The organism is Bordetella genomosp. 9, assembly GCF_002261425.1.
Classification (GTDB): Bacteria; Pseudomonadota; Gammaproteobacteria; order Burkholderiales; family Burkholderiaceae_B; genus Bordetella_C.
The window spans coordinates 165,921-191,762 of sequence record NZ_NEVJ01000003.1 but is presented as its reverse complement, the minus strand read 5'-3'; the positions used below and the strand labels follow the sequence as shown (position 1 = coordinate 191,762).

Sequence of the window (25,842 nt, the reverse complement as noted above, 5' to 3'; positions counted from 1 at the left end):
GCTGGAGCAACGATATGAACGCCGACCTGATCCTGCGTAATGCCACCGTCATCGACGGCACCGGTAAGCAACGCTATACCGCCGACGTCGCCATCGCCGGGGAACGCATCGCCGGCATCGGCAGCTTCGACGCCGCCGACGTGCCGGCCGTCGACGCGCGGGGTCGGGTGCTCGCGCCCGGTTTCATCGACTCGCACACCCACGACGACGGCTATCTGCTGGCGCATCCCGACATGACGCCCAAGGTTTCCCAGGGCATCACCACCGTGGTCACCGGCAACTGCGGCGTCAGCCTCGCGCCGCTGGTGGCCGGGCAGATCCCGCAGCCGCTGGACCTGCTGGGACCGCCGTCGCTGTTCCGCTTCAAGACCTTCGCCGCCTGGCTGGATGCGCTGCGCGAGGCGCCCGCCGCGGTCAACGTCATCCCGCTGGTCGGCCATACCACCCTGCGTGTCGCCGCCATGGCCGACACCGGCCGTCCCGCCACCGGCGCGGAAATCGACGCCATGCGCGCGATGATGGAAGAGGCCATGGCCGCCGGCGCCTTCGGCATGTCCACCGGCACCTTCTATCCCCCCGCCGCGCACGCCCCCACCGACGAAATCATCGCAGTGGGCGCGCCCATCCGCGCCTGCGGCGGCCTGTACGCCACCCATCTGCGCGACGAAGCCGATCACATCGTCACCGCCATGGAAGAAGCGCTGGCGATCGGCAAGGCCCTGGATTGCCTGGTGGTCTTCTCCCACCACAAGCTGGCCGGCGAGAAAAACCATGGCCGATCGGCCGAAACCCTGGCGCTGATGGAGCGTGCCGGCGCCATGCAGCCGGTCTGCCTGGACTGCCACCCCTACCCCGCCACGTCCACCATGCTGCGCCTGGACCGCGTGCGCATCTCGCGCCGGACCATGATCACCTGGTCCAAGGGCTATCCGGAAGCCAAGGGCCGCGATTTTGCTGACGTGATGCGCGAACTGGGGCTCACCGAGGAGGAAACGCTGCAAAAACTGTCCCCCGCCGGGGCCATCTATTTCCTGCTCGACGAGCAGGACGTCAAGCGCATCCTGACCCATCCGCTGGCGATGGTGGGCTCCGACGGCCTGCCCTTCGATCCGCATCCGCACCCCCGGCAATGGGGCACCTTCACCAACGTCCTGCGCACGCTCGTGCGCGAGCAATCGTTGCTGTCCCTGGAACAGGCCATCCACAAGATGACCGGCCAGGCCGCCCGCAACTACGGCGTCGCCGAACGCGGACTGCTGCAGCCGGGCTATTATGCCGACCTGGTGCTGTTCGACGCGGACCGCGTATCCGACCGGGCGACGTTCGAACAGCCGATCCAGGTCAGCCAGGGTATCCAGGGCGTATGGGTCAACGGCCGCCGGGTCTGGAAGGACGGCGCCGCCGGCACCGAACGCCCCGGCCAAGTGCTGACCCCCACACGGAATCCGGAGTCCCTGCAGTGAACGATGCGCATCCCGGCTGTTACCTGGGCATCCTGGGCGGCATGGGGCCCATGGCCGGCGCCGCCTTCGCCTTGCGCCTGGCCGCCCTGATGCCGGCCGACCGCGACCAGGACCACATTCCCGCGGTCCTGCTGAACGATCCGCGCGTACCGGACCGCACGGCCGCCACGCGCGGCGGCGAAGATCCCCTGCCTTATCTGCTGCGCGGCATCCGCTTCCTGAACGGCAGCGGCGCGCGCCTGATCGCCATTCCCTGCAATACCGCGCACCTGTGGTACGACCAGATGGTGCAGGCCTCGCAAGCGCCGGTGCTGCACATCATCGAATCGGTGGTGGAAGACCTGCGCCGCCGCGGCATACGCGAAGGCAGGATCGGGCTGATGGGCACTGAAGCCACCCTGCGGCTGGGGCTGTATCAGCGCACGCTGGAGCGCCATGGCTACGAGTGCATCGTCCCCAGCGAGGACGAGCAGGTCGCCTATTGCACGAAGTCCATCCTGGCCGTCAAGGCCAACCGCCTGGCCGAAGCCTACGAACCCGCCGCGGCCTGCGTGCGCCTGCTGGAATCGCGCGGCGCCGTCGCCGTGGCCCTGGGCTGCACCGAACTCCCACTGGCCATCCCGCACGACCGCCGCCAGGAGTTCGACGTCCCCATGACCGACTCCATCGACGCCCTGGCGCTGGCGGTCATCCAGCGCTATCAGGCCGACACCGCGAAGCAGCCTCAACCGCCCAGGTAGGCCTTGCGCACGTCCGCGTTGGCGAGCAGGTTGGCGCCGGTGTCCTGCAGCACGACGCGGCCGTTTTCCAGTACGTAGCCGCGATCCGCCACGCCCAGGGCCTTGTTGGCGTTCTGCTCCACCAGGAACACCGTCACGCCCTGCTGGCGGATGGTGCGGATGATGTCGAAGATCTGCGCGATGATCAGCGGCGCCAGCCCCAGGGTGGGTTCGTCCAGCAGCAGCAGGCGCGGCCGGGTCATCAGCGCGCGGCCGATCGCCAGCATCTGCTGCTCGCCGCCGGACATGGTGCCGGCGCGCTGTTCGGCGCGCTCCTTCAACCGCGGGAACAGCTCGTAGACGTACTCCAGCCCCTGCTGGATCTCGGCCCGCTTCGAAAAGAACCCGCCCATCATCAGGTTTTCCGCCACCGTCAGGTCCTTGAACACGCGCCGCCCTTCGGGCGAGATCGCGATGCCGCTGCGCATGATGCGCGAGGTTTCCTTGTTGGTGATGTCCTGGCCTTCGAACGTGATGCTGCCGGACCGCGCGCGCGGGTTGCCGCACACCGTCATCAGCAGCGTCGTCTTGCCGGCGCCATTGGCGCCGATCAGCGTCACGATCTCGCCCTGGTTCACTTCCACGGACACACCGTTCAGCGCCTGGATCGCCCCGTAGTAGGTGTGCACGTTGTCCAACTTCAGCATTACTCTTCTCCCAGATACGCCTTGATGACGCGCTCATCGCTGCGCACCGCCTGCGGCGTGCCGGTCATGATGGGCTTGCCGTGCTCCATGACGAGTATGCGGTCGGAAATTCCCATGATCAGGCTCATGTCGTGCTCGATCAGCAGCACCGCGACGCCGAACTCGCGGCGCAGGCGATCGATCAGCCTTTGCAGGTCCTGCTTTTCCTGCGGGTTCAGGCCGGCCGCGGGCTCGTCCAGCATCAACAGGCGCGGCTTGGTGATCATGCAGCGGGCGATCTCCAGCCGGCGCTGGTGGCCATAGGCCAGGTTGCCGGCTTCGCGGTTGGCATACTGCCGCAGGCCCATGAAATCCAGCCACTGCGCCGCGCGCGACAGCGCGTCCGCTTCCGACTGCCGATAGGACTTCAGTTTCAGCAGCCCCGGCAGCAAGCGCGTCTCCACCTGGGTGTGCTGCGCCACCAGCAGGTTTTCGAGCACCGTCAGCTGCTTGAACAGCCGCACGTTCTGGAACGTGCGCACCAGGCCATGGCGCGCCACCATGTGGCTGGACAGGCCCGTGATGCGCTGGCCATCCATCAGGATGTCGCCTTCCGTCGGCTTGTAGAAGCCGCCCACGCAGTTGAAGACGGTCGTCTTGCCGGCGCCGTTGGGACCGATGATGGCGAACACCTCGTCGCTCTTGACGTCGAACTCCACGTGATCGACCGCCAGCAGGCCGCCGAATCGCATGCACAGCCCGGATACCTTCAATAGCACGTCGCTCATTTGTCCAGCTCCACGTGAGGACGCTTCATCGGCAGCAGTCCCTGCGGACGCCACATCATCATCAACACCATCACCAGGCCGAACATCAGCATGCGGTACTCGGCGAATTCGCGCGCCAGCTCCGGCAGCACGGTCAGCAGGATGGCCGCCAGGATCACGCCGATCTGCGACCCCATCCCGCCCAGCACCACGATGGCCAGGATCAGCGCCGACTCGATGAAGGTGAAAGACTCCGGATTCACCAACCCCTGACGCGCGGCGAAGAACGCCCCGCCGAAACCCGCGAACATGGCGCCCAGGGTGAACGCCGACAGCTTGATCCGCGTGGGATTCAAGCCCAGCGAGCGGCAGGCGATTTCATCTTCGCGCAGGGCTTCCCACGCGCGCCCCACGGGCATGCGCTTGAGCCGCGTGGCGACGAACAGCGTGATCAGCGCCAGCATCAGCGCCATCAGGTACAGGTAGATGATCACATGCTGGTTCTGGAAGGTCAGTCCCAGCAGTTCATGGAAGGTCTTCTGCCCTTCCACGCTGGACGTGCGCGCCATCTCGAATCCGAACACGGTGGGCTTGGGTATGCCCGAGATGCCGTCGGGACCGCCCGTCAGCCAGTTCAGGTTGATCAGCAGCAGGCGGATGATTTCGCCGAAGCCCAGCGTCACGATGGCCAGGTAGTCGCCGCGCAGGCGCAGGACCGGAAAACCCAGCACGAAACCGAACAGGGCCGCCACGGCGCCGGAGAACGGCAGCGATTCCCAGAACGTCCAGCCGCCCCAGTGATACAGCAGGGCGTAGGTATAGGCGCCCACCGCGTAGAAACCGACGAAGCCCAGGTCCAGCAGCCCCGCGAACCCCACCACGATGTTCAGGCCCAGGCCCAGCATCACGTAGATGAGCACCAGCGTGGCGATGTCCACCGAACCGCGGTCGCTGAAGAACGGCCACACGATGGCCACGGCCACGACCAGCACCATCACCCACTTGTGGCCCTGCACGGGCGCGGCCGGCAGCGTCGGCAAGGTGCGTTTCATGCGCTTGAACGGCAGGGCCAGCCACGGACGCAGCAACTGGCCGACGAAGACCACGGCCATCGCGATAAGCACATTGCTCCAGTGCGGGTCCATCAGGGTACGCGCGCCCTGGCGCACCAGCTGCAGGCCGAACACTGGCGTCACGATGAATGCGGTCAGGATGGCCGCGATGAATGCGTTTTTTATTTGATTCGCCATCAGACTTTTTCCACCTCGGGTTTGCCCAACAGACCGGTGGGGCGGAACAGCAGGATCAGCACGAGCAGCAGAAAAGCGATGATGTCCTTGTACTGCGACGAGATATAAGCCGCGGCGAAGGTTTCCACCAGGCCCAGCAAGGCGCCGCCCAGCATGGCGCCCGGAATGCTGCCGATCCCGCCCAGCACGGCGGCCGTGAACGCCTTGATCCCGACGATGAAGCCGATGAAGGGGTTCAGCTTGCCGATCGTCACCGCGATCAGCACGCCGCCCACCGCCGCCAGCACCGCGCCCAGCACGAAGGTGAAGGAAATGACGCGGTTGGTGTCGATGCCCAGCAGGTTCGCCATGTGCATGTCCTGCGAGCACGCGCGCGACGCACGGCCCATGCGCGAATACTTGATGAACAGCGACAACGCGATCATCAGCACCACCGTCACCACGATGATCATGACGCGCGAGTACGGAATGGTGACGTCGAACTTGTCCCCCATCGTGAAACTGATGGCGCCGAAGATGATGTTCGGCACCGCCATGTCGCGCGCGCCCTGCCCCAGCGCCACCCAGTTCTGCAGGAAGATCGACATGCCGATCGCCGAGATCAGCGCCACCAGGCGCGGACTGCTGCGCAAGGGCCTGTACGCCACCCGTTCCACGGCAAAGCCGTAGACGCCGGTGACGGCCATCGCCGCGATCAGCATGGCGGCGACCATCAAGGGCACCGGCGCGCCGCTTTGCGTGCCGATCGCCGTCAGCGTCACCAGGCCGACGTAGGCGCCGATCATGTAGATCTCGCCGTGCGCGAAGTTGATCATGCCGATAATGCCGTAGACCATCGTGTAGCCGATGGCGATCAGGGCATAAATGGCGCCTAGCGACAATCCATTGAAGAATTGTTGCGTTAGTTGGGGGAGAAGGTCAGACATGTCTTATGCAGGCTCCAAATAGCACCGGCCCCGGTAATACGACCCGGAGCCGGAAACCTGGGCGTTCGAATTGAGGCCCCCTGGCATGGGGCAGTCGCCATTACAGCTGGGTTTTCTTGCCGTTCTTATCCCACTTGAAAACCGCGAATTCGAAATTTTTCAGGTCGCCCTTCGCATCGTATTCGACCTTGCCGATGGCGGTGTTGAAAGAGTGTTGATGCATGTAGTCGGCGACCTTGGTCGGATCCTCGCCCACCGCGTTGATGGTGTCCGCGAGGATTTGCACGGCGGCATAGGCCGGCATCTGGAAGGCGCCGTCCGGATCGCGTTTCTTGTCATGGAAGGCCTTGACGATGCCTTCATTGCCGGGCAGCTTGGTGAAGTCCGACGGCAGCGTCACCAGCAGGCCTTCGATGGCCGGACCGGCGATCGCCACCAGGTCCTGGTTGGCCGTGCCTTCCGGTCCCATGAACTGCACGTTCAGGCCCTGCTCGCGCGACTGGCGCAGCAGCAGGCCGAGTTCGGGGTGGTAGCCGCCGAAGTACACGAAGTCCACGCCCGCCGACTTCAGCTTGGTGATCACGGCCGAATAGTCGCTGTCGCCGACGTTGATGCCTTCGAACATGACGACGTTCACGCCGTCTTTCTTCAGCGTATCGCGCACCTGCGTGGCCACGCCGGAACCGTAGGTCTGCTTGTCGTGCAGCACGGCGACCTTGGTCGGCTTGACGGTCTTGGCGATGTAGTTGGCGGCGTACGGACCCTGCTGGTCGTCGCGGCCGATGGTGCGGAAGAAGTAATGCGGCTTGATGGTGTCGGTGACCAGCGGCGAGGTCGCGCCGGGGGTGATGCCGACGATATGTTCCTGCTCGTAGACATTCACGGCGGGCACCGTCACGCCCGAGCATGCGTGCGCCACGGCGAACTTGGCGCCGGAATTGACGACACGGTTGGCGGCGGGCACGGCCTGCTTGGGCTCGCAGCCGTCGTCGATCAGGATGGGTTCGAGTTTTTTGCCTTTGACGCCACCCTTGGCATTGATGGTTTCGATGGCAGTCAGCGCGCCCGCCTGGATCTGATCGCCGTACTGGGTGTTGGGACCCGTCATGGGCTGGGGGATGCCGATCTTGATGGTATCGGCGGCATGCGCTGCGCCGGCGAGCGTCAGCGCCCCCAGCGTGAGCGCGATCGGGGTAAGGCGTTGCAGCATAGTCATGCGAGAGATCTCCGCTAGGGTTGAGCGGCTCTGCACGTGGCAGCCGTACGGAAGGATGTTCCAGGGCGTATCGTGCATCACCGGCTTCTTGGGCAAACCACGATGTGGCGCGTATTCTGAAAGCTGGCATTCAGGCTGTCACTGGGTGTATTCCCCAATATCGCCGAATCGCGGCGAACCAGTGACAGATAGCCAGGAGCAGAGCCGCCTCAGCCCGCCACGCCGAACAGCGATCCCACGCCCGCCGTCAGGATGATGGCCGCGGCGCCCAGCAGCACGACGCGCGACACCGCCTTCCCTTTCGGCGCGCCGCCCGCCCACGCCGCCACGGCGCCCAGCGCGGCCAGGCAGGCCACCGAGCCGATGCCCACCACCGGCAGGCGCCACGCGGCCTGGGGCGTCAGCACGGCGAGCACCAGCGGCAGCGCGGCCCCGGCGGCGAAACTGAGCGCCGACGCGACGGCCGCCTGCAATGGGCGCGCGCGCGAGTGGGTCGAGATCCCCAGCTCGTCGCGCGCATGCGCGTCCAGCGCATCGTGCGCGGTCAAGGCGCGCGCCACCTGCAGCGCCAGGTCGTGCGGCACCCCGCGGTTGACGTAGATGTCGGTAAGCTCCTCCAGCTCCATCGCCGAATTGCGCAACAGCGAGCTCTGCTCGAGCCTGAGATCGGCGTTCTCGATATCCGACTGCGACTTGACCGACACGTATTCGCCGGCCGCCATGGACAACGCGCCCGCCACCAGGCCCGCCAGGCCGGCCGTCAGGATGGCGCCATGGCTGCCCTGCGCCGCCGCCACACCGGCGATCAGGCTGGCGGTCGAGACGATGCCATCGTTGGCGCCCAGTACGGCGGCGCGCAGCCACCCGGTGCGATGTATACGATGATGTTGCGGTGCCGGCATGCTACCTCGGACGAATCGATGCGAATAAAAACCGTCCTCAATGGGCCATCCCGCGTGGATGACCGCTCAACCCAAGGACGGATCGCCGAGATAGTACCCGTATGAATTCAATCGGGCTTGTACAGCTTCAGGATGCTCGAGAAATCCAGCGCGCCGTGCCCCGCCGCGCCATGCATCGCATACAGGTTGCGGGCCAGCGCGCCCAGGGGTATCGCCGAGCGCGTCGCCTGCGCGGCCTCGCCCGCCAGGCCCAGGTCCTTGAGCATGAGGTCGCTGCCGAAGCCGCCCGCATAGCCCTTGGACGCGGGCGCATGGTCCATCACGCCCGGCCAGGGGTTGTACAGTTCGGTCGCCCAGTTGCGGCCCGAGCTCTTGGCGACGATATCGGAGAGCACCTTCGGGTCCAGGCCGTTGGCCACGCCCAGCGCCAAGGCTTCGGCGGTGCCGGCCATCAACACACCGAGCAGCATGTTGTTGCAGATCTTGGCCACCTGTCCCGCGCCGGCCGGACCGGCATGGAAAATATTCTTGCCCATTTGCTCCAGCACCGGGCGCGCGCGCGACAGGGCATCGGCTTCGCCGCCGACGATAAAGGTCAGCGTGCCGGCGGCCGCGCCAGCCGTGCCGCCGGACACCGGCGCATCCAGCATGGCAATGCCGCGCGCCTGCGCCGCCGCCGCCACCTTGCGCGCCGATTCCGGCGCGATGGTGCTGCATTCGATCACCAGCGCGCGGGTGTCGATATGGGCAAGCAGGTCGTCGGCCAGGTACAGGCCTTCGACATGGCGGCTGGCCGGCAGCATCGTGATGACGATGTCGGCCCCGGCCACCGCGTCGTGCGCCGACGCGGCCGCGCGCGCGCCCGCTTCCGCCAGCCTGGCGACGCTGGCGGGCACCAGGTCGTGGACGGCCAGCGCATGGCCCGCCTTGGCCAGGTTCGAGGCCATCGGCGCGCCCATATTGCCCAACCCGATGAATGCGATCTTGCTCACGGCTGTCTCCTTGTTGTCGGCCGGCGGGACGTGCCGCCGCCCTGTGATGCCGCGCGCCGGCTCGTGGCCGCCGCGGTGCGAAAAGCAGGTGATGCCGGCGCGCGCGCCGCAAGCAGGCGCCGTCAGGCGGCGCCCAGGTCCGCCAGCGGATGCGCCTGGCCTTCGGGCCAGGGTTCTTCGAAGAACTTGAGCACCCATTGCTTGTCCGCGGCCTCGAGGGCGGCGGGATTCCAGCGCGGCTTACGGTCCTTGTCGATGAGCAAGGCGCGTATGCCCTCGGCGAAATCGCCATGGGCGGCGGCCTGTAGCGCGGCCACGTATTCCGCGCGGAACACGTCCTCCAGTGAGCGTTGGCGCATGCGCAGCAACAGCGTGAACGCCAGCCGCGCCGACCCGGGCGACCCCGCCAGCATGGTGCGCGCAGCTTTCGACAGCCAGGGATCGTCGTGTTGCGCCAGCGACGCGATGCTCTCGTGGATTTCCTCCAGGTCCGTGCCGGAGCACAGGTTGTTGATCTGGAAGGCATGCTGCTTCAGGGGCCCGGGCTCCAGGCCCTGCGAGGGCTCCAGCGCGAGCAGCGCCTGCCGCAGCAGGCCGTCGTTCATGGAGCGCGGGGCGAATGCCGGGGCCTCTTCGTCGGTATTGATGCCGACGCCGCTGCCCGCCCAGGGCAGTTCCAGCAGCCGCTCCAGCAGGACCGGCCAGTCGGCCTGCCGCACGTGGAAATCGGCCAGGCCGGTGAAGAACGCGTCGGCGGCGTTCAGTTGGGCGCCGGTCAGGGCCAGGAAAACGCCGGTGCTGCCCGGCATGCGATTGAGCAGCCAACTGCCGCCGACGTCCGGGAACAGGCCGATGCTGATTTCCGGCATGGCCAGCCTGGAGGTCTCGCTGACCACGCGGTGGCTGGCGCCCATCATCAGGCCGATGCCGCCGCCCATCACGAAGCCATCGCCCCAGCACAGGACCGGCTTGGGATAGGTATGGATGCGATAGTCCAGCCGGTATTCGGTTTCGAAGAAATCGCGGGCATGGCGGTTGGCCCAGGGCTTGCCGGGCGGCGTTTCGCGCATGCTGCGATACAGCCCGTGCAGGTCGCCGCCCGCGCAGAACGCCTTGTCGCCGGCGCCCTGCAGCACCACCACCGCCAGGCCCGGATCCACCGCCCAGGCGCGCAGTCTTTCGTCGAGCATGCGCGCCATGTCGAGCGACAGGCCATTCAAGGTCTGCGGCGCATTCAGCGTGGCCACGCCGATGCGCATTCCGTTCGCGGTGGGACGTTCCTCGAAAAGCACCGGCTGGTTCATCGCAGGTCTGCTCCTTTCTCCAACAACTGGCGGGCGACGATCACGCGCATGATCTCGTTGGTGCCTTCCAGTATCTGATGTACGCGAGTATCGCGCACCAGCCGTTCCAATGGGTAGTCCTTCAGATAGCCGTAGCCGCCGTGGATCTGTTGCGCATCCAGGCAAATCTGGAAACCCATGTCGGTGGCGAAGCGCTTGGCCATCGCGCAGTACGCGCCGGCATCCGGCGATCCGCCGTCCAGCTTGCAGGCTGCCAGGCGCACCATCTGGCGCGCGGCCACCAGATGCGTCGCCATGTCGGCCAGCTTGAATTGCAAGGCCTGGAAATCGGCCAGGGGCGTCCCGAACTGGCGCCGCTCGCGCATATAAAGGCGCGCGGCGTCCAGCGCGCCCTGCGCCGCGCCCACCGAACACGTCGCGATATTGATGCGCCCGCCGTCCAGGCCGCGCATGGCGATCTTGAAGCCCTGCCCCGGTTCGCCGAGCATGTTCCCGGCCGGCACGCGCACGTTCTCGAAGGCAATGGCGCGCGTGGACTGGCTGTTCCAGCCCATCTTGTCTTCCTTGCGGCCATAGGTGATGCCGGCGCTGTCCGCGGGAACGGCGAAGGCGCTCACCCCGCCAGCGCCTGCACCACCGGTGCGCGCCATGACGATCAGCAGATCGGTGTCGCCGCCGCCTGAAATGAAGGCCTTGGACCCGTTGAGCACATAGTCCCCGCCATCCTGGTCGGCACGCGTGCGCAGCGACGCGGCATCCGATCCCGAACCGGGCTCGGTCAGGCAGTAGGAAGCCAGATGGCTGCCGGAGCACAGGCGCGGACCCCAGGTTTCGCGCAACGCCGGACCGCCCCAGGTGCCCAGCATCCATGCGGCCATGTTGTGGATGGTCAGGAAGGCCGTGGTGGACGGATCGACCGCCGCCATTTCCTCGAAAACGAGCGTGGCATCCAGGCGCGGCAGGCCCAGGCCGCCGATATCCTGGGGCGCGTACATGCCGCAGAAGCCCAACTCGCCCGCGCGGTGGAAGGTCTGCTTGGGGAATATGCCTGCGGCATCCCAACTGGCCGCGTGCGGCGCGAGCTCGCCCTGGGCGAATTCGCGCGCCGCCTGCGCGAAGGCCTGCTGATCGTCGCTCAAGTCCATGTCCATGTTCCGGTCTCCTCCTGGAATGCCGGCGCCTGCCGGCGCGCTGGATCACAGGCGCGCCCCGGCTGCCGGGCGATTGTCGATGCTTTACGTCGAAGTCTTACGTCGATTTTCTGCGGTCGACGTTTACAGCCGATTCTTTACGTTAACGTAAACGGAAACGCCGTGACAAGAGCCCGCGGGGGTCAGCGTGGCGCTTTAGGCGTGCGCGGCGGCCGTGCCGCCTTGCCGGCGCGCGCCTTGTGCGCCGCGCGCCGGCGACGCGATTCCATGGGATCGAAAACCAGGGGGCGATAGACTTCCACGCGATCGCCGTCGCGCAAAGGCTGGGCGGGCTGGACGGCGCGGCCGAATACGCCGACGCCGGCGGTCCAGGGATCGATGGCGGGAAAGGCATCCGCGAAGCCGCTGGCCGCGATGGCGTCGCGCGCCGTGGCCCCGGCGGGCAGCCGCAGCTCGCGCTGCCAGGCCGCATGCGGCCGCGCGTGGCAAACCCAGACCGTCAGGGTGGACTCATTCCCCATAAACGCTCTGGGCGCGCTTGGTGAAGGAATCGATGAAGCTGGTCGCGATACGGTTGAACACCGGCCCCACGACCAGTTCTAGCGGGCGGCTGGAAAATTCGTATTCCATGGTGAAGAGCACCTTGCAGGCATCGGCCGCCAGCGCCTGGAATTCCCAGTGGCCCACCAGCATGGAAAACGGCCCATCCACCAGCTCGAGATCGATGCGATGGGGAAACTGATGGGTATTGCGCGTGGTGAAACGCTGCTTGATGCCCGCGAAACTGATGACGATGGACGCCTGCATGCCGTGCTCGTCGCGGGACAGCACCTCGGCGCCGCCGCACCACGGCATGAACTCGGGATAATGTTCGACGCCAGCCACCAGCTGGAACATCTGGGCATCGCTGTAGGGGACAAGAACGGAACGCTGGACTTTGTGCATCGGCGGTCGCAAATCGCTAGAATGGCAAGATTTTACCGGCTATACGCCGACGACGCCGCGCGGCGGGTCTGAACAGCGGGCGGTCCGAACCAGGCGTGAGTCCAAATGAGCATTGTAGAAAACCGGAAAGCGTCACACGAATACTTCATCGAAGACCGCTTCGAGGCCGGCTTGGTCCTGCAGGGTTGGGAAGTGAAGGCCATACGCGAAGGCCGCGTGCAACTGAACGAAAGCTACGTCATCGTGCGCGATGGCGAACTGTTCATCCTGGGCATGCACGTCAGCCCGCTGCCCACCGCGTCCACCCATATCCATCCCGACGCCGCGCGCACGCGCAAGCTGCTGCTGCACAGCGAGGAAATCAGCAAGCTGATCGGCAAGGTGGAACAGCGCGGCTATACCCTGGTGCCGCTGAACCTGCACTACAAGGCCGGACGCGTGAAGCTCGACTTCGCGCTGGGACGCGGCAAGAAGCTGCACGACAAGCGCGACACCGCCCGCGACAAGGACTGGGCGCGCGAAAAGGAACGCCTGATGAAGCACGACACGCGCGCGTCGAAGCGCGATGACGCGTGACCCATCGCCTGACCTACCTGATCTCCACCCTGTCGCGCCCGTCCAGCTTGGCCGCGTACAGCGCGCGGTCGGCGCGCTGCACCAGGGCTTCCATGCTTTCCTCGCCGTCCCATTCCACCAGCCCGCCGCTGAAGGTATAAGGGATCGTCACCCCGCCGGGCGCGCAGCCGTTGGCGCGGATGGCCTCCTGCAGGCGATTCGTGGCGAACGCGGCGGCGTCGATACGGGTGTCGGGGAACAGCACGGCGAACTCTTCGCCGCCCAGGCGTCCCAACAGGTCTTCCTGCCGCAAGGCGGTGGTCGCCAGCGCGCCGAAGTGCTTCAGGACGGCGTCGCCCTGGGCATGTCCGTGCGTGTCGTTGATGTCCTTGAAGCGGTCGATGTCGAGCATCAGCAACGACAGCCGCTGGTCCGCCCGCGTCGCCCGCGCCACCGTCTTTTCCGCCAGCAGCCACCACGCCTTGCGCGACAGCACGCCCGTCAGCGAATCGGTATTGGCTTCGCTTTCGCGCTCTTCCAGCATGCGGTCATGCACCATCAGCACCATGCCCAGCGTCAGGCTGGGCACCGCCAGCACGCCGATCGACAGGAATATCAGGTGCAGGGGCGTATCCGTCGCCAGCATGGGCATCACTTCCCAGCGCACGCCGTAGATCAGCCCGCGCAGGCCGTGGCCCACCGATTCGAACCACGCCACCGACAAGGCGAATACGTAGGGGTAGCCCGGCCGGTTGCGGGGCCGGTTGCGCTGGATGGCGCGCGCGATGCACGCCATCAGCACGCAATGCAGGATGGAAACGATCAGGATGCGGGTATTGGTGTCGCGCGACACATACCAGAACAGCACGATGCCCAGCGTGGTCGCCAGCACCGCACAGGCCAGCGTGCGCCGCGGCACCGGCCGGCCGAAGAACAGCAGCACCGCCGCATAGAAATAGGCGACGCCCGCGGCCATCAGGAAATTCGCCAGGACGATACCCAGGATGGGCGGCAGCGCGGGCTGCGCGGCGAAGCCGATCAATGAGACGAACACCAGGAAGGCGCCGCGTATGGATTCGCGGATACCGCTGATGCCGCTGCGAGCCAGCGACCCCAGCACCACCAGCATCAGGCAATTGGTCAGCGCCGTGAGTATGAGCAGAACGACGGAGGGAGACATTGATCGCGCGCGGTGCCTGCTACCGGCGACCTCCCGCCGGATGCAGCCTTATCTTGGAGTGGATTTGACGATGGTCATCGCCGATGCGATCAGCCCGCCGACATCGGCGAGATTGGCCGGCAGGATCAGTGTGTTGCCCTTCTGCGCCACGTTGCCGAAGGCGTCGACGTAGCGTTCCGCCACGCGCAGGTTGACGGCTTCCATGCCGCCGGGCTGCCGTATGGATTCCGCCACCTGGCTCACCGCGCGCGCGGTCGCCTCGGCGATCGCCAGCACGGCCGCGGCCTCGCCCTGCGCCTGGTTGATCTGCGCCTGCTTTTCGCCTTCGGACCGCGCGATGGCGGCTTCGCGTTCGCCCGTGGCGATGTTGATCTGCTCCTGCCGGCGGCCTTCGGACGCCGCGATCAGCGCGCGCTTTTCACGCTCGGCGGTGATCTGCGCCTGCATCGCACGCAGGATCTCGTTCGGCGGCGTCAGGTCCTTGATTTCGTAGCGCAGCACCTTCACGCCCCAGTTCAGCGCCGCTTCGTCCAGCGACGCGACGATGGTCGTGTTGATGAACTCGCGTTCCTCGAAAGTGCGGTCCAGTTCCAGCTTGCCGATCACCGAGCGCAGCGTGGTCTGCGACAGCTGCGTGATCGCCGAAATGTAATTGGACGATCCGTAGGATGCCCGCATGGGATCGGTGACCTGGAAGTACAGGACGCCATCCACCTGCAATTGCGTGTTGTCCCGCGTGATGCAGACCTGGCTGGGGACGTCCAGCGGGATTTCCTTGAGCGAATGCTTGTAGGCCACCCGCTCGACGAAGGGAATGACGAAGCCGGCGCCCGGCGACAGCACGCGGTCGAACTTGCCCAGGCGCTCCACGACCCAGGCGTGCTGCTGCGGGACGATGGCGATGGACTTCACGACGATGAGGATCGCCAGCAGGACGACGACGAGCAGTACGATGGTGGACGGATCTAGCATGGCATCAGCCTTCGGATAGAGTGGAAACGGAGGGTCTGGGCTGGACGATCAACTGGCTGCCGCGCACCTCGGTGATGACCTGTTCGCCCGCGATGGGGTCGCAGCCGGCCGCCAGCACCGCGTCCCAGCTCGCGCCGCGATACCAGACCCTGGCCGTGCGGCCGCCCGCCCAATCGTCCACTTTCACGATCTGGCCGATATCCAGGTTGACGTCGGCATTGCGTTGGGCGTCGACTTCACGCTTTTTCAATACGCCCGTGCCGCGCAACACCAGCAGGCCGGCGATCACCACCGCGCCGCAGACCAGCAGTTGGCCTTCCAGCGCCAGGCCCGCCACGACGGCAAGGCCGCCGGCCGCCAGGCCGGTGGCCACCAGCAGCAGATAAAACGTGCCGGTCGCGACTTCCCCTATGAGCGCCAGCACGGCCAGCCCGAACCATATCCACATCGCATGAGCCTTTTATTGCAGTTAGCGACCGATTGTACGATTTTGCAGAAATTCAGGCGCACGGATGAGCATGGCCGGCATGGATCCCGCTGTGAATCGCGCGGGGGTCTCAACGCCGATTCAACGGGCGGGCGCCGCCGGTCCATTATGATCGTGCACCGCCATGCCATTTCGTGGCGCCACACATCATGACCGCCAAAGACCTTCCCGTACTCATCATCCATACCGGCGACCCGGAAGACGCCATCAAGGCCGCCCACGACAGCTATGCGGGCTTCGTCCGCCGGGCCGCGGGCCTGGCCCCCGACGACGTCCACATCGTGCCGGTTTTCATGGGCCCGCAGCCCGCCAATCCGGAGCGTTACCGCGCCGCCTTCATCACCGGTTCCCCGGCCATGGTCACCGACCGCGCGCCGTGGAGCGAGCAGACCGGCCAATGGCTGCGCGCCGCCGCCGCCCAGGGGCTGCCGATGTTCGGCATCTGCTACGGCCACCAGTTGCTGGCGCACGCGCTGGGCGGCCAGGTGGGCTACAACCCCGCGGGTCGCGAAGTCGGCACGCACCTGGTCCGGCACCTGGCCGAAGACCCCTTGCTGGCCGGGGTACCGCGCGACTTCCCGGCACAGATGATGCACATGCAGTCCGTCATCCAGCCGCCGCCCGGGGCGACGGTGCTGGCCAGTTCGGCGCTGGACGCGCACCAGATCCTGCGCCTGGGACCGGCCATCGTGTCCACCCAATTCCACCCGGAGTTCCCGCCGGAGTTCGTGCGGGAAAATCTGGCGCGCAATGCCGAAAAGTACGGCGGGGAGAACCTGGATGTCCCCGGATTGATCGCGGACGTGCGGCCCACGCCCGAAGCCGCCGGACTGCTGCGCCGCTTCCTGGATCTTTACGTCACCGCCTCGCACCTGCCCGAACCGGCCTGACGGCCGGGGTCTGACGCCCGGCGTGTGACGCCCAGCGTGCGACGCCCGGCGCAAAAACCGGAGTGCGGGGGTGGGGGGGATCTTGCATGCTGGGTGCTGGTCACAACGGACATAGCCATGCGCGATACGATGGCGGCATCTTCTTCCACGGCGCGATCCATGAATCCATCCGCCCCACCCGTGCATCCCCATGCGGCGCTGGTCGAACAGGCCTGCCGCGCCATGGAAAGCGGGACGGCGACGGACCTTGCCACGCTGGCCGAACAGGCCGGCATGAGCCGTTTCCACTTCCACCGGGTATTCAAGGCGGTCACCGGCATTACCCCCAAGGCCTACGCCCAAGCCCTCCGCGCCTCGCGCGCGCGCCAGGAGCTGGACCGCGCGCAGTCGCGCGGACGCTCGGTCACCGACGCCATCTACGAAGCGGGATTCAACTCCAGCGGCCGCTTCTACGAAAGCGTGCCCGCCATCCTGGGCATGACGCCGACCGAGTTCCGCCGTGGCGGCGCCGGCCTGAGCATCCGCTTCGCCGTCGCCCAGTGCTCGCTGGGCGCCCTGCTGGTCGCCGCGACCGGCAAGGGGATTTGCCAGATCTCCCTGGGCGACGACCCTCAGGCGCTGGTGCAGGCGCTGCAGGACCGCTATGCCCAGGCTGAACTGGAAGGCGGTGACGACGAATTCAAAAGATGGGTGGCGCAGGTGGTCGGCTTCGTCGAAAACCCGAAGATAGGCCTCGCCCTGCCCCTGGACGTACGCGGCACGGCCTTCCAGCAACGTGTCTGGCAAGCCCTGCGCGAAATCCCGCTGGGCAGCACCGCTACCTATGCGGAAATCGCCCGCCGCATCGGGGCGCCGGCGGCCGTGCGCGCCGTCGCGCGTGCCTGCGCGAGCAATGACATCGCCCTGGCCATTCCGTGCCACCGCGTCGTGCGTACGGACGGCGGCGCGGGCGGTTACCGCTGGGGCGTGACGCGCAAGCTGGAGCTGCTGGCGCGCGAAAGCGGCCAGCCGCGTTGAACGCGGCCGGCGTGGCCGGCCGCGAGCTTGTCGGGCATCAGCCCGCCAGACGCTGCCAGGTGTCGACCACGGTATCCGGATTCAGCGACATCGACAGGATGCCTTCGTCCTTCAGCCATTGCGCGAAGTCCGGATGGTCGCTGGGTCCCTGGCCGCAGATACCGACGTACTTGCCCTTGGCCAGGCAGGCCTGGATCGCGCGCCGCAGCATGAACTTGACCGCTTCGTCGCGTTCGTCGAAATCGGCCGCCAGCAGCTCCATGCCCGAATCGCGATCCAGGCCCAGCGTCAGCTGCGTCATGTCGTTGGAGCCGATCGAGAAACCGTCGAAGTAGTCCAGGAAGGACTCGGCCAGGATGGCGTTGGACGGGACTTCGCACATCATGATCAGCTTCAGGCCGTTTTCGCCGCGCTTCAGGCCGTTCTTGCCCAGCAGGTCCACCACCCGGCCGGCCTGGCTCAGCGTACGCACGAAGGGCACCATGATCTCGACGTTGGACAGGCCCATTTCGCCACGCACCCGCTTCAGCGCTTCGCATTCCATGCGGAAGCACTCGTCGAACTCCTGCGCGATATAGCGCGAGGCGCCGCGGAAGCCCAGCATGGGGTTTTCTTCTTCCGGCTCGTAGCGCGAACCGCCCACCAGCTTGCGGTATTCGTTGGACTTGAAGTCGGACAGGCGCACGATGACCGGCTTGGGCCAGAACGCGGCGGCGATGGTGGCGATGCCTTCGGCCAGCTTTTCGACGAAGAAGGCACGCGGGCTGGCGTAGCCGCGCGCGGCCGACTCCACCGCTTTTTTCAGTTCGGCATCGACGTTGGGATAATCCAGCACCGCCTTCGGGTGGATGCCGATGTTGTTGTTGATGATGAATTCCAGGCGAGCCAGGCCCACGCCTTCGTTGGGAATCTGCGCGAAGTCGAAAGCCAGCTGGGGATTGCCGACGTTCATCATGATCTTCACGTCGATGGCCGGCATTTCGCCGCGGCGCACTTCCTCGACCTCGGTTTCGATCAGGCCGTCGTAGATGCGGCCCTCATCGCCTTCGGCGCAGGACACGGTCACCGCCTGGCCTTCCTTGAGGTCGTCGGTCGCCGTGGCGCAGCCCACCACCGCCGGGATACCGAGTTCACGCGCGATGATCGCGGCATGGCAGGTGCGGCCGCCACGGTTGGTGACGATGGCCGCGGCACGCTTCATCACCGGCTCCCAGTTGGGATCGGTCATGTCGGTGACCAGCACGTCGCCCGGCTGCACCTTGTCCATTTCCGAGACGTCGGCAACGATGCGCACGCGGCCCGCGCCGATCTTCTGGCCGATCGCGCGGCCGGTCACCACGACCCGGCCGGTGGCCTTCAGGCGGTAGCGCTGCTGCACTTCGTTGCCGGTCTGCTGGGACTTCACGGTTTCCGGACGGGCCTGCAGGATGTACAGCTTGCCGTCGACGCCGTCGCGGCCCCATTCGATGTCCATGGGACGGCCGTAATGCTTTTCGATGATGACCGCATAGCGCGCCAGTTCGGTGACTTCATCGTCGGTCAGCGAATAGCGATTGCGTTCGGACACCGGCACATCCACCGTGCGCACGGCGCGGCCCTGCGGACGTTCCGGATCGAATTCCATCTTGATCAGCTTGGAGCCGATGCGGCGGCCGACGATGGGGTACATGCCCTTTTCCAGCGTGGGCTTGAAAACGTAGAACTCGTCGGGATTGACGGCGCCCTGCACCACGGTTTCGCCCAGGCCATAGGACGAGGTGATGAACACCACGTCCTTGAAGCCGGATTCGGTGTCGATGGTGAACATGACGCCGGCGCTGCCCTTGTCCGAGCGGACCATGCGCTGCACGCCGGCCGACAGAGCGACTTCGGCATGGGCATAGCCCTTGTGCACGCGGTAGGAGATGGCGCGGTCGTTGTACAGCGACGCGAAGACGTGGCGGATCTTGTCCAGCACGTCGTCGATGCCGACGACGTTCAGGAAGGTTTCCTGCTGGCCCGCGAACGACGCGTCGGGCAGGTCTTCCGCGGTGGCGGACGAACGGACGGCGAACGAGCCCTTGCCGTCCGCATCCAGGGCGGCGAAGGCGGTGCGGATCTGCTGTTCGAATTCCGGCGAGAACGGGGCGTCGGTCAGCCACTGGCGGATTTCCGCCCCGGCCGTCGCCAGTTCGCGTACGTCTTCCGGATTGAGCGTGGCGAGACGATCGGCGATACGCTTGTCCAGGCCCGACGATTTCAGGAAATCGCGGAAAGCCTCGGCCGTGGTTGCGAAGCCACCCGGCACGCGCACACCCGCGCCCGCCAGCTGGCTGATCATTTCACCTAGTGATGCGTTCTTGCCTCCTACCGAGTCCACATCCGCCATGCGGAGCTGCTCGAACGAAACGACGTACGACATTGAAGTCACCTTTTACAATGGAAAGAAAGCGAGTTTGGTCAGGGCACGGAAACGCGCGCTGGCCAAACTGGCCTTGGGACCGCATTGGGGTGACTTATCGGGGGCTGATTGTACCCGCTAGGATCCGCCCTACTTCCAGCCTCGTCGGAATTTTTTACATATGACCAACCAACCGCTCGAACGCACTGTCTACATCGTCTCGGACAGCACCGGCATCACGGCCGAGACCTTCAGCCATTCGGTCCTGGCGCAGTTCGAGAACGTGACGTTCCGGCAGATCCGCCTGCCCTTCGTCGACACGCTGCAGAAGGCCGAAGAAGCCGCCCTGCGCATCGACCGCAACGCCGCCGAAACCGGCATGCAGCCCATCGTTTTCAGCACCCTGGTGCATCCCGAAATCATGGCGCGGGTGCGCCAGGCCAACGGTATCTTCCTGGATCTATTTGGAACGTTTGTAAGCCACATCGAACACGAGCTCGGCCTGAAGTCCAGCCACTCGATCGGCCGCTCGCACATGGCCGCCAACAGCGAGAAATATCGCAATCGGATCGACGCGATCAATTTCAGCCTGTCCCATGACGACGGCCAGTTCGTTACAAATCTGGGCCAGGCGGACGTCATCCTGGTCGGCGTGTCCCGCTGCGGCAAGACGCCGACCAGCCTGTACCTGGCCATGCAGTACGCCGTCAAGGCGGCCAACTTCCCGCTGACGCCCGACGACTTCGAGCGCGGGGTGCTGCCTTCGACGCTGGCGCCCCATCGCAGCAAGCTGTTCGGCCTGTCCATCCAGCCCGACCGGTTGGCCGAAGTGCGGCACGAACGGCGGCCCAACAGCCCGTACGCGTCGATCGAGCAGTGCCGCTATGAAGTCGCCGAGGCGGAGCGCCTGATGCGCCGCGAAGGCATCGAGTGGCTGTCCACCACGACCAAATCCATCGAGGAGATTTCCACCACGGTGCTGCAGGAAGTCGGCCTGGACCGCGGCGGCTGAGACGGTTGCGGTTGAGGCGGTTGAGGCGGGGCGCGGCCGCGCCGGCGGCCTAGCCGCCCACCGTCGCCGACGGGAAACGGCGCCTCTGCTCGAACAGGCAGATCGCCGCCGATACCGCGACGTTCAGGGATTCCACGGCTTGCGCGTCGTGCGGGATGCGCACGCGCAGGTCGGCGGCGCGCAGCAATTCCGCCGAGACGCCCTGCCCTTCGTGGCCGAAAACCCAGGCGCAATGCGCCGGAAGGTTGGCGTCGTAAAGCGAGATCGATTCCTGCAGGGCCGTGGCCACCAGGGGCACGCCCAGCCGGGGCAGCAAGTCCGAAACGTCGACCCGCTCGTGCAGCGCAAGCGCGAAATGCGCGCCCTGCGCGCTGCGCAGTACCTTGGGCGACCATGCCGCGGCGCAGCCTTCCGACAGCAGGATGCGCCGTATACCGGCGCCCGCGCAGGTGCGGATCAAGGTACCCACATTGCCGGGATCCTGCACGCGATCCAGCAGGACACAGGTTTCCTCGATGCGCTCGGGCAAGGCCGGCTGCGGCGGCTGCACGACGAAGGCCACGCCCTGGTCGCTTTCGACGCTGGCCAGGCCCCGCAACAGACGCGTGTCCAGGCTGACGCAGGTTTCCTCCGGCAGCGCGCGCGCCAGCTCGGCGATTTCGGGATGGTCCAGCCGTGCGACGTCGAACAGGGCCCGCACCGGCGCGCCGTGATGCCGCAGCCATGCCTGGCAGAGATGGATGCCGTCCAGCAGTACCTGGGATTCGCGCCGCCCCGCCGATGCGGCCAGGCGCTGCAAGGTCTTGACCAGGGGGTTGTCGCGTGAAGCAATGTGCTTCATGACAGGATCAACAGATCCTTGACGGGGGAAAAGCTGCGCCGGTGTTCGGGACACGGCCCATGCGCGCGCAGGCGTTCCAGGTGCATGGCCGTGCCGTAGCCCTTGTGCTGGTCGAAGCCATAGTTGGGATATTCGCCATGCAGGCGCACCAGGTCGGCATCGCGGGCGGTCTTGGCCAGTATCGAGGCGGCCGAAATCGCCGGCACCAGGGCGTCGCCCTGGATCACCGTCTTGACGCCGCAAGGCAGGCGCGGCGCCTGGTTGCCGTCCACCAGCGCCAGGCCCGGCTTGATGCCCAGCCCGAGCACCGCGCGGCGCATCGCCAGCAAGGTCGCCCGCAGGATGTTCAGGGAGTCGATTTCCTTCACGCTGGCGCTGGCGACGCACCAGGCCACGGCATATTCCTTGATTTCGAGCGCCAGTTCCTCGCGGCGCGGGGCGCTCAGCACCTTGGAATCCGCCAGCCCTTCGATGGGACGCACCGGGTTCAGGATCACCGCGGCGGCATAGACGGCGCCGGCCAGCGGTCCGCGCCCAGCTTCGTCCACCCCCGAGATGATCACATCTCGCAGGCCTTCGTCGCCGAACATGTCACTTTGCGCCATGCGCCACCTCGTTGATGACCCGGGCCGCCAGTGCCGGCGTATCGCGCAGCAGCTCGCCATGCAGATCCGTGAACCGCGCCTGGATACGGGCAGCGCCGGCTTCATCCGTCAGCGCGCGCCAGGTGGCTTCGGCCAGCTTGTCCGGCGTGGCGTCGTCCTGTAGCAGCTCGGGTACGGCGAAGTCGCGCAGCAGCACGTTGGGCAGCCCCACCCAGGGCAGATAGGGACGCTGCTGCCCGGATTTCCACGCCATGATACGTCGCATCCAGGGCGACAGCACATAGGAAATAACCATGGGGCGCTTGTAGAGCGCGGCTTCCAGCGTGGCCGTGCCGCTGGCCACCAGCACGGCGTCCGCGGCTTCCATGACCGACCATGCCACGGGATGGCCTTCGGCGGGTGCGACGTCATCCGCCGTCACGATGCGCAGGTTCCTGACGGGATGCTGGCGCAGGAAGCCTTCGAATTCGGCGCGACGGGCGGCGTTCACCATGGGCACCAGGCATTGCAGGGCCGGATCGCGCGCCTGCAATTGCTGCAGGGCCTGCAGGAAACGCGGCGCCAGCACGCGGATTTCCGACGAGCGGCTGCCCGGCAGCATCGCCAGCACGCGGGCGCCGGCGTCCACGCCCAGGCGCGCGCGGGCGGCCGCGCGATCCGGCACCATGGGGATGGTGCCGGCCAGCGGATGGCCCACATAGGTGACCGGTATGCCTTCCTTGCGATAGATATCGACTTCGAAGGGGAACAGCACCAGCATGTGCGAGACCGCCTGGCGGATCTTGTGGATGCGGTCGTAGCGCCAGGCCCAGATCGACGGCCCGACGAAATGCACGGTCGGAACGCCCGCCTGCCGGAGCTGCAATTCGAGCTTCAGATTGAAATCCGGCGCGTCGATACCGACGAACACGGCGGGCGGCTCGGCCAGCATGCGCCGCTTGACGTCGCCGTAGATGGCCAGCAGGCTGGGAATGCGCTTGAGCGCGTCCACGTAGCCGAACACCGTCAGCGCATGCATGGGATGCCAGCTGTCGAAGCCGCGCGCCTGCATGCGCGGCCCGCCTATCCCGGCGCAGGACATCGAGGCATCGTATTCGCGCAGGCCTTCGATGATGCGGCCGGCCAGCAGGTCCCCGGAGGGCTCGCCGGCCACCATGCCGATACGCGTGGTCACGGCCGGATAATGCCGCGTTGCGATTGATCCAGGAAGTCCAGCATGACCTGCAGGACTTCGCGCGTCTCGGGCTCGCTGTCCTGCCGGGCGCGCAGTTCGGCGCGTGCTTCGTCCAGGGACAGGCCGCGCCGGTAGATCGCCTTGTAGGCGTCGCGCAGCGCCGATACGACGGCAGGCGTGAAGCCGCGCCGCTTCAGCCCTTCCACATTGATGCCCACCGGCCGGCACGGGTTGCCCGCCGCCAGCACGTAGGGAGGCGTATCCTGCATCAGCGAGCTGTTGCCGCCCGTCATGCTGTGCGCGCCTACGGTGCTGAACTGATGCACGCCGGTCAGGCCGCCGAGGATGGCCCAGTCGCCCACCCGCACATGCCCGCCCAGTTGGACGCCATTCGCCAGGATGGTGTTGCTGCCCACGTGGCAATCATGGGCGATGTGCACATACGCCATGATCCAGTTGTCGCTGCCGATGGTGGTGACGCCACCGTCCTGCACGGTACCGGTGTTGAAGGTGGTGAACTCGCGCACGGTGTTGCGATCGCCGATTTCCAGCCGTGTCGGTTCGCCGGCGTACTTCTTGTCCTGCGGCATGCCGCCGATCGAGCAGAACCGGTAGAAACGGTTGTCGCGCCCGATGGTGGTCACGCCGTCGATGACGCAATGCGATCCGATCTCCGTTCCCGCGCCGATGCGCACCCGCGCGCCGACGACGCTGTATGGACCGATGACGACGGAACTGTCGATCTCAGCAGCCGGATCGACCACGGCGGTGGGATGGATGCGATCGGTCATTTATGCGTCCAGGTTGCGGATGGCACACATGAGTTTGGCTTCGGCGACGAGTTGGCCGTCCACCAGCGCGCGGCCGGCGTACTTGCAGATGCTGCGGCTCAGGCGCTCGGCGTCGACTTCGATGCGCAACTGGTCGCCCGGCAGCACCGGACGGCGGAAACGCGCACCGTCGATGCCGACGAAGTAATACACCGTGGACGAACCCCCGGCGTCATTCTTCAGCGCGGACTCATCCGAAAACGAGAACAGCGCGGCGGCTTGCGCCATGGCTTCCAGGATGAGCACGCCCGGCATGACCGGATGGTGCGGGAAGTGCCCCGTGAAGAACGGCTCGTTGATCGAAACGTTCTTCAAGGCAACGATGGATTTGCCGGGCTGGATGTCGAGCACCCGGTCGATCAACAGCATCGGATACCGATGCGGCAAGCGATCCAGGATCCCCTTAATGTCGAGTTCCATGAGTATGTTCCTGCATTGCGATTCTTCTTACGGCACGCGGGCTGGCCGCGCGCCGCGATGTTATTCCTGTTCCAGCGTCCGCACGCGGCGGCGCAACTGGCCCAACTGCTGGATGACAGCCGCATTGCGCTGCCAATCGCCATGTTCCGCATAGGGATAGACCCCGGTGTAGCGGCCAGGCTTGGAGATATTCGACGTGATGGCGGTGCCGCCCGATATATGGACGTCGTCCGCCAGCGTCAGGTGGCCGGACAACATCGATGCCCCGCCTATGGTGCAGCGCGCGCCTATGGTGGTGGAACCCGCGATGCCCACGCAAGCCGCCACTGCCGTATGCGCCCCGATCCGGACGTTATGCGCGACCATGATCTGGTTGTCCAGCTTGACGCCGTCGCCGATCACCGTGTCTTCCAGCGCGCCCCGGTCGATGGTGGTATTCGCGCCGATTTCCACGTCATCGCCCACGGTCACGCCGCCGAACTGGGGAATCTTGCCCCAGGCGCCCTTGCCCAGCGTCGGATCCGGCGCGAAACCGAAGCCGTCGGCGCCCAGGACCGCGCCCGTATGGATGACGGCGCGCGCGCCCACGGTTACGCCCGCATACAACGTTACCCGAGCATGTAGCAGTCCGCCAGCCCCGACCGAGGATCCGGCGCCAACGATGCAGCCGGCCCCGAGCACGGTGTCGCGGCCGATGCGCGCACCGGACTCGATCACGCAATGCGGCCCGACGCGCGCGCCGGCTTCGATCACCGCGTCGTCGGCGACCACCGCGGTGGCATGCACGCCGCCGGGCAATGCCGGACGCCGCGCACGGTCGAACCACTGCGCGATGCGTGCGTAGAGCAGATAGGGATTCGCGGTGACGACGCGGGTGAAGGCCGCCGGCGCCGGCTGGGCGGCCAAGGCCTGTTCCACGTCCGGCGTCACGATGACCGCGCCGGCCCGCGTGGCGGGCAGCTGGTTCTGATAGCGGGGATTGGAGAGGAAGCTGATTTCAGCCGGCCCGGCGGAGGCCAGCGTTCCCAGCCCCTGTATCCGGGGTAGCGCCCCATCCGGTGGAGCGCTGATCTGCCACGTCAGGCCTTGGGTGTCGGTATCCGCCAATAACTCGTCAAGTAAGGGCGCGCGAGCGGGATCTAGCAGAACCGGCATGGG

General features: G+C 66.4%; 27 protein-coding genes. 6 read left to right on the top strand and 21 right to left on the bottom strand.

The features are described from left to right. Positions 1 to 14: 14 nt before the first annotated feature. The gene (locus CAL26_RS12105; protein WP_094847179.1) at positions 15 to 1,463 is read left to right on the top strand and encodes an N-acyl-D-amino-acid deacylase family protein; all 1,449 of its coding nucleotides are present in this window, start codon (positions 15 to 17) and stop codon (positions 1,461 to 1,463) included. Then, on the top strand, positions 1,460 to 2,203 hold the full coding sequence (locus CAL26_RS12100) for an aspartate/glutamate racemase family protein (protein ID WP_256988376.1): 744 nt from the start codon (positions 1,460 to 1,462) through the stop codon (positions 2,201 to 2,203). The genes CAL26_RS12105 and CAL26_RS12100 overlap by 4 nt, the downstream gene beginning before the upstream one ends. Here CAL26_RS12100 and CAL26_RS12095 read toward each other — a convergent pair. The 11 genes from CAL26_RS12095 to CAL26_RS12045 all read right to left on the bottom strand — a co-directional run bounded on the left by CAL26_RS12095 (position 2,188) and on the right by CAL26_RS12045 (position 12,321). Continuing rightward, positions 2,188 to 2,889 (bottom strand): ABC transporter ATP-binding protein, encoded by a 702-nt coding sequence (locus CAL26_RS12095; protein ID WP_094847177.1) that lies wholly within the window; start codon positions 2,887 to 2,889, stop codon positions 2,188 to 2,190. The two genes, CAL26_RS12100 and CAL26_RS12095, sit on opposite strands and share 16 nt — an antisense overlap. Continuing rightward, positions 2,889 to 3,656 carry a high-affinity branched-chain amino acid ABC transporter ATP-binding protein LivG gene (gene livG, locus CAL26_RS12090; RefSeq protein WP_094847176.1) on the bottom strand — a complete coding sequence of 256 codons (768 nt, stop codon included), beginning with the start codon at positions 3,654 to 3,656 and terminating at the stop codon, positions 2,889 to 2,891. The genes CAL26_RS12095 and livG overlap by 1 nt, the downstream gene beginning before the upstream one ends. Further along, positions 3,653 to 4,885 carry a high-affinity branched-chain amino acid ABC transporter permease LivM gene (locus CAL26_RS12085; RefSeq protein ID WP_094847175.1) on the bottom strand — a complete coding sequence of 411 codons (1,233 nt, stop codon included), beginning with the start codon at positions 4,883 to 4,885 and terminating at the stop codon, positions 3,653 to 3,655. The genes livG and CAL26_RS12085 overlap by 4 nt, the downstream gene beginning before the upstream one ends. Continuing rightward, the gene (livH, locus tag CAL26_RS12080) at positions 4,885 to 5,811 is read right to left on the bottom strand and encodes a high-affinity branched-chain amino acid ABC transporter permease LivH (RefSeq protein WP_094847174.1); all 927 of its coding nucleotides are present in this window, start codon (positions 5,809 to 5,811) and stop codon (positions 4,885 to 4,887) included. Before livH ends, CAL26_RS12085 begins: the two co-directional genes overlap by 1 nt. A gap of 100 nt (positions 5,812 to 5,911) precedes the next feature. Then, a complete protein-coding gene (locus CAL26_RS12075) occupies positions 5,912 to 7,027 on the bottom strand; it encodes a branched-chain amino acid ABC transporter substrate-binding protein (protein ID WP_094847173.1) in 1,116 nt (371 codons plus the stop codon). 209 nt (positions 7,028 to 7,236) lie between these two features. Then, a complete protein-coding gene (locus tag CAL26_RS12070) occupies positions 7,237 to 7,929 on the bottom strand; it encodes a VIT1/CCC1 transporter family protein (RefSeq protein WP_094847172.1) in 693 nt (230 codons plus the stop codon). 107 nt (positions 7,930 to 8,036) lie between these two features. Then, positions 8,037 to 8,921, bottom strand: a complete 885-nt coding sequence (gene mmsB / locus CAL26_RS12065) for a 3-hydroxyisobutyrate dehydrogenase (RefSeq protein WP_094847171.1) — start codon at positions 8,919 to 8,921, stop codon at positions 8,037 to 8,039. A 122-nt stretch (positions 8,922 to 9,043) separates the two neighbouring features. Then, positions 9,044 to 10,225: an enoyl-CoA hydratase/isomerase family protein gene (locus CAL26_RS12060; protein WP_094847170.1), complete on the bottom strand. Its 1,182-nt coding sequence runs from the start codon at positions 10,223 to 10,225 to the stop codon at positions 9,044 to 9,046. Further along, positions 10,222 to 11,376 carry an acyl-CoA dehydrogenase family protein gene (locus CAL26_RS12055; RefSeq protein ID WP_094847169.1) on the bottom strand — a complete coding sequence of 385 codons (1,155 nt, stop codon included), beginning with the start codon at positions 11,374 to 11,376 and terminating at the stop codon, positions 10,222 to 10,224. Before CAL26_RS12055 ends, CAL26_RS12060 begins: the two co-directional genes overlap by 4 nt. Before the next feature lie 182 nt (positions 11,377 to 11,558). After that, positions 11,559 to 11,897 (bottom strand): RnfH family protein, encoded by a 339-nt coding sequence (locus CAL26_RS12050; protein WP_094847168.1) that lies wholly within the window; start codon positions 11,895 to 11,897, stop codon positions 11,559 to 11,561. Then, on the bottom strand, positions 11,887 to 12,321 hold the full coding sequence (locus tag CAL26_RS12045; protein WP_086064690.1) for a type II toxin-antitoxin system RatA family toxin: 435 nt from the start codon (positions 12,319 to 12,321) through the stop codon (positions 11,887 to 11,889). Before CAL26_RS12045 ends, CAL26_RS12050 begins: the two co-directional genes overlap by 11 nt. 105 nt (positions 12,322 to 12,426) lie before the next feature. Here CAL26_RS12045 and smpB point away from each other — a divergent pair, with 105 nt between their 5' ends. Next, positions 12,427 to 12,897: an SsrA-binding protein SmpB gene (gene smpB, locus CAL26_RS12040; protein WP_094847167.1), complete on the top strand. Its 471-nt coding sequence runs from the start codon at positions 12,427 to 12,429 to the stop codon at positions 12,895 to 12,897. Positions 12,898 to 12,910: 13 nt separating this feature from the next. Here smpB and CAL26_RS12035 read toward each other — a convergent pair whose 3' ends face one another. Genes CAL26_RS12035 through CAL26_RS12025 form a run of 3 tightly spaced genes read right to left on the bottom strand, consistent with a single transcriptional unit; the run spans position 12,911 to position 15,476 of the window. Continuing rightward, positions 12,911 to 14,056 (bottom strand): GGDEF domain-containing protein, encoded by a 1,146-nt coding sequence (locus tag CAL26_RS12035; RefSeq protein ID WP_094847166.1) that lies wholly within the window; start codon positions 14,054 to 14,056, stop codon positions 12,911 to 12,913. Between the two features lie 48 nt (positions 14,057 to 14,104). Beyond that, the gene (locus CAL26_RS12030) at positions 14,105 to 15,028 is read right to left on the bottom strand and encodes an SPFH domain-containing protein (protein ID WP_094847165.1); all 924 of its coding nucleotides are present in this window, start codon (positions 15,026 to 15,028) and stop codon (positions 14,105 to 14,107) included. A 4-nt stretch (positions 15,029 to 15,032) separates the two neighbouring features. Further along, positions 15,033 to 15,476 (bottom strand): NfeD family protein, encoded by a 444-nt coding sequence (locus tag CAL26_RS12025; protein WP_094847164.1) that lies wholly within the window; start codon positions 15,474 to 15,476, stop codon positions 15,033 to 15,035. A 188-nt stretch (positions 15,477 to 15,664) separates the two neighbouring features. Here CAL26_RS12025 and CAL26_RS12020 point away from each other — a divergent pair, with 188 nt between their 5' ends. Both CAL26_RS12020 and CAL26_RS12015 read left to right on the top strand, forming a co-directional pair. Next, positions 15,665 to 16,405: a glutamine amidotransferase gene (locus CAL26_RS12020; protein ID WP_094847163.1), complete on the top strand. Its 741-nt coding sequence runs from the start codon at positions 15,665 to 15,667 to the stop codon at positions 16,403 to 16,405. A 159-nt stretch (positions 16,406 to 16,564) separates the two neighbouring features. Beyond that, on the top strand, positions 16,565 to 17,422 hold the full coding sequence (locus tag CAL26_RS12015; RefSeq protein WP_094849827.1) for a bifunctional transcriptional activator/DNA repair enzyme AdaA: 858 nt from the start codon (positions 16,565 to 16,567) through the stop codon (positions 17,420 to 17,422). A 37-nt stretch (positions 17,423 to 17,459) separates the two neighbouring features. Here the strand turns inward: CAL26_RS12015 and ppsA are convergent, their stop codons facing one another. Beyond that, positions 17,460 to 19,823: a phosphoenolpyruvate synthase gene (gene ppsA / locus CAL26_RS12010; RefSeq protein ID WP_094847162.1), complete on the bottom strand. Its 2,364-nt coding sequence runs from the start codon at positions 19,821 to 19,823 to the stop codon at positions 17,460 to 17,462. A 160-nt stretch (positions 19,824 to 19,983) separates the two neighbouring features. Between ppsA and ppsR the strand changes: the two genes are divergently transcribed. Then, complete coding sequence (gene ppsR / locus CAL26_RS12005; RefSeq protein WP_094847161.1) at positions 19,984 to 20,814, top strand: posphoenolpyruvate synthetase regulatory kinase/phosphorylase PpsR; 831 nt, start codon at positions 19,984 to 19,986, stop codon at positions 20,812 to 20,814. Between the two features lie 49 nt (positions 20,815 to 20,863). On the opposite strand, the gene CAL26_RS12000 is transcribed toward ppsR, so the two are convergent. From CAL26_RS12000 to lpxD, 6 genes are read right to left on the bottom strand one after another with little or no spacing between them, the layout of a single operon-like run. After that, complete coding sequence (locus tag CAL26_RS12000; RefSeq protein ID WP_094847160.1) at positions 20,864 to 21,655, bottom strand: TrmH family RNA methyltransferase; 792 nt, start codon at positions 21,653 to 21,655, stop codon at positions 20,864 to 20,866. Next, entirely contained in the window at positions 21,652 to 22,260 is a 609-nt protein-coding gene (gene rnhB, locus CAL26_RS11995; RefSeq protein WP_094847159.1) for a ribonuclease HII, read from the bottom strand. The genes CAL26_RS12000 and rnhB overlap by 4 nt, the downstream gene beginning before the upstream one ends. Beyond that, complete coding sequence (gene lpxB, locus CAL26_RS11990; RefSeq protein ID WP_094847158.1) at positions 22,247 to 23,434, bottom strand: lipid-A-disaccharide synthase; 1,188 nt, start codon at positions 23,432 to 23,434, stop codon at positions 22,247 to 22,249. Before lpxB ends, rnhB begins: the two co-directional genes overlap by 14 nt. Then, positions 23,431 to 24,225: an acyl-ACP--UDP-N-acetylglucosamine O-acyltransferase gene (gene lpxA, locus CAL26_RS11985; protein WP_094847157.1), complete on the bottom strand. Its 795-nt coding sequence runs from the start codon at positions 24,223 to 24,225 to the stop codon at positions 23,431 to 23,433. Before lpxA ends, lpxB begins: the two co-directional genes overlap by 4 nt. Beyond that, entirely contained in the window at positions 24,226 to 24,684 is a 459-nt protein-coding gene (fabZ, locus tag CAL26_RS11980) for a 3-hydroxyacyl-ACP dehydratase FabZ (protein ID WP_094847156.1), read from the bottom strand. It abuts the gene before it with no gap. Positions 24,685 to 24,744: 60 nt separating this feature from the next. Next, on the bottom strand, positions 24,745 to 25,839 hold the full coding sequence (lpxD, locus tag CAL26_RS11975) for a UDP-3-O-(3-hydroxymyristoyl)glucosamine N-acyltransferase (RefSeq protein WP_094847155.1): 1,095 nt from the start codon (positions 25,837 to 25,839) through the stop codon (positions 24,745 to 24,747). Positions 25,840 to 25,842 lie beyond the last annotated feature (3 nt).

Coding starts and splice junctions, on each gene's coding strand:
- ppsR (WP_094847161.1), top strand. CDS start 19,984: ATGACCAACCAACCGCTCGAACGCACTGTCTACATCGTCTCGGACAGC.
- CAL26_RS12085 (WP_094847175.1), bottom strand. CDS start 4,885: ATGGCGAATCAAATAAAAAACGCATTCATCGCGGCCATCCTGACCGCA.
- CAL26_RS12075 (WP_094847173.1), bottom strand. CDS start 7,027: ATGACTATGCTGCAACGCCTTACCCCGATCGCGCTCACGCTGGGGGCG.
- CAL26_RS12025 (WP_094847164.1), bottom strand. CDS start 15,476: ATGTGGATATGGTTCGGGCTGGCCGTGCTGGCGCTCATAGGGGAAGTC.
- smpB (WP_094847167.1), top strand. CDS start 12,427: ATGAGCATTGTAGAAAACCGGAAAGCGTCACACGAATACTTCATCGAA.
- CAL26_RS12030 (WP_094847165.1), bottom strand. CDS start 15,028: ATGCTAGATCCGTCCACCATCGTACTGCTCGTCGTCGTCCTGCTGGCG.
- ppsA (WP_094847162.1), bottom strand. CDS start 19,823: ATGTCGTACGTCGTTTCGTTCGAGCAGCTCCGCATGGCGGATGTGGAC.
- fabZ (WP_094847156.1), bottom strand. CDS start 24,684: ATGGAACTCGACATTAAGGGGATCCTGGATCGCTTGCCGCATCGGTAT.
- CAL26_RS12095 (WP_094847177.1), bottom strand. CDS start 2,889: ATGCTGAAGTTGGACAACGTGCACACCTACTACGGGGCGATCCAGGCG.
- CAL26_RS12055 (WP_094847169.1), bottom strand. CDS start 11,376: ATGGACATGGACTTGAGCGACGATCAGCAGGCCTTCGCGCAGGCGGCG.
- livG (WP_094847176.1), bottom strand. CDS start 3,656: ATGAGCGACGTGCTATTGAAGGTATCCGGGCTGTGCATGCGATTCGGC.
- CAL26_RS12000 (WP_094847160.1), bottom strand. CDS start 21,655: ATGAAGCACATTGCTTCACGCGACAACCCCCTGGTCAAGACCTTGCAG.
- CAL26_RS12105 (WP_094847179.1), top strand. CDS start 15: ATGAACGCCGACCTGATCCTGCGTAATGCCACCGTCATCGACGGCACC.
- rnhB (WP_094847159.1), bottom strand. CDS start 22,260: ATGGCGCAAAGTGACATGTTCGGCGACGAAGGCCTGCGAGATGTGATC.
- CAL26_RS12050 (WP_094847168.1), bottom strand. CDS start 11,897: ATGGGGAATGAGTCCACCCTGACGGTCTGGGTTTGCCACGCGCGGCCG.
- CAL26_RS12060 (WP_094847170.1), bottom strand. CDS start 10,225: ATGAACCAGCCGGTGCTTTTCGAGGAACGTCCCACCGCGAACGGAATG.
- CAL26_RS12020 (WP_094847163.1), top strand. CDS start 15,665: ATGACCGCCAAAGACCTTCCCGTACTCATCATCCATACCGGCGACCCG.
- lpxA (WP_094847157.1), bottom strand. CDS start 24,225: ATGACCGATCGCATCCATCCCACCGCCGTGGTCGATCCGGCTGCTGAG.
- lpxD (WP_094847155.1), bottom strand. CDS start 25,839: ATGCCGGTTCTGCTAGATCCCGCTCGCGCGCCCTTACTTGACGAGTTA.
- CAL26_RS12035 (WP_094847166.1), bottom strand. CDS start 14,056: ATGTCTCCCTCCGTCGTTCTGCTCATACTCACGGCGCTGACCAATTGC.
- CAL26_RS12015 (WP_094849827.1), top strand. CDS start 16,565: ATGAATCCATCCGCCCCACCCGTGCATCCCCATGCGGCGCTGGTCGAA.
- CAL26_RS12070 (WP_094847172.1), bottom strand. CDS start 7,929: ATGCCGGCACCGCAACATCATCGTATACATCGCACCGGGTGGCTGCGC.
- CAL26_RS12045 (WP_086064690.1), bottom strand. CDS start 12,321: ATGCACAAAGTCCAGCGTTCCGTTCTTGTCCCCTACAGCGATGCCCAG.
- livH (WP_094847174.1), bottom strand. CDS start 5,811: ATGTCTGACCTTCTCCCCCAACTAACGCAACAATTCTTCAATGGATTG.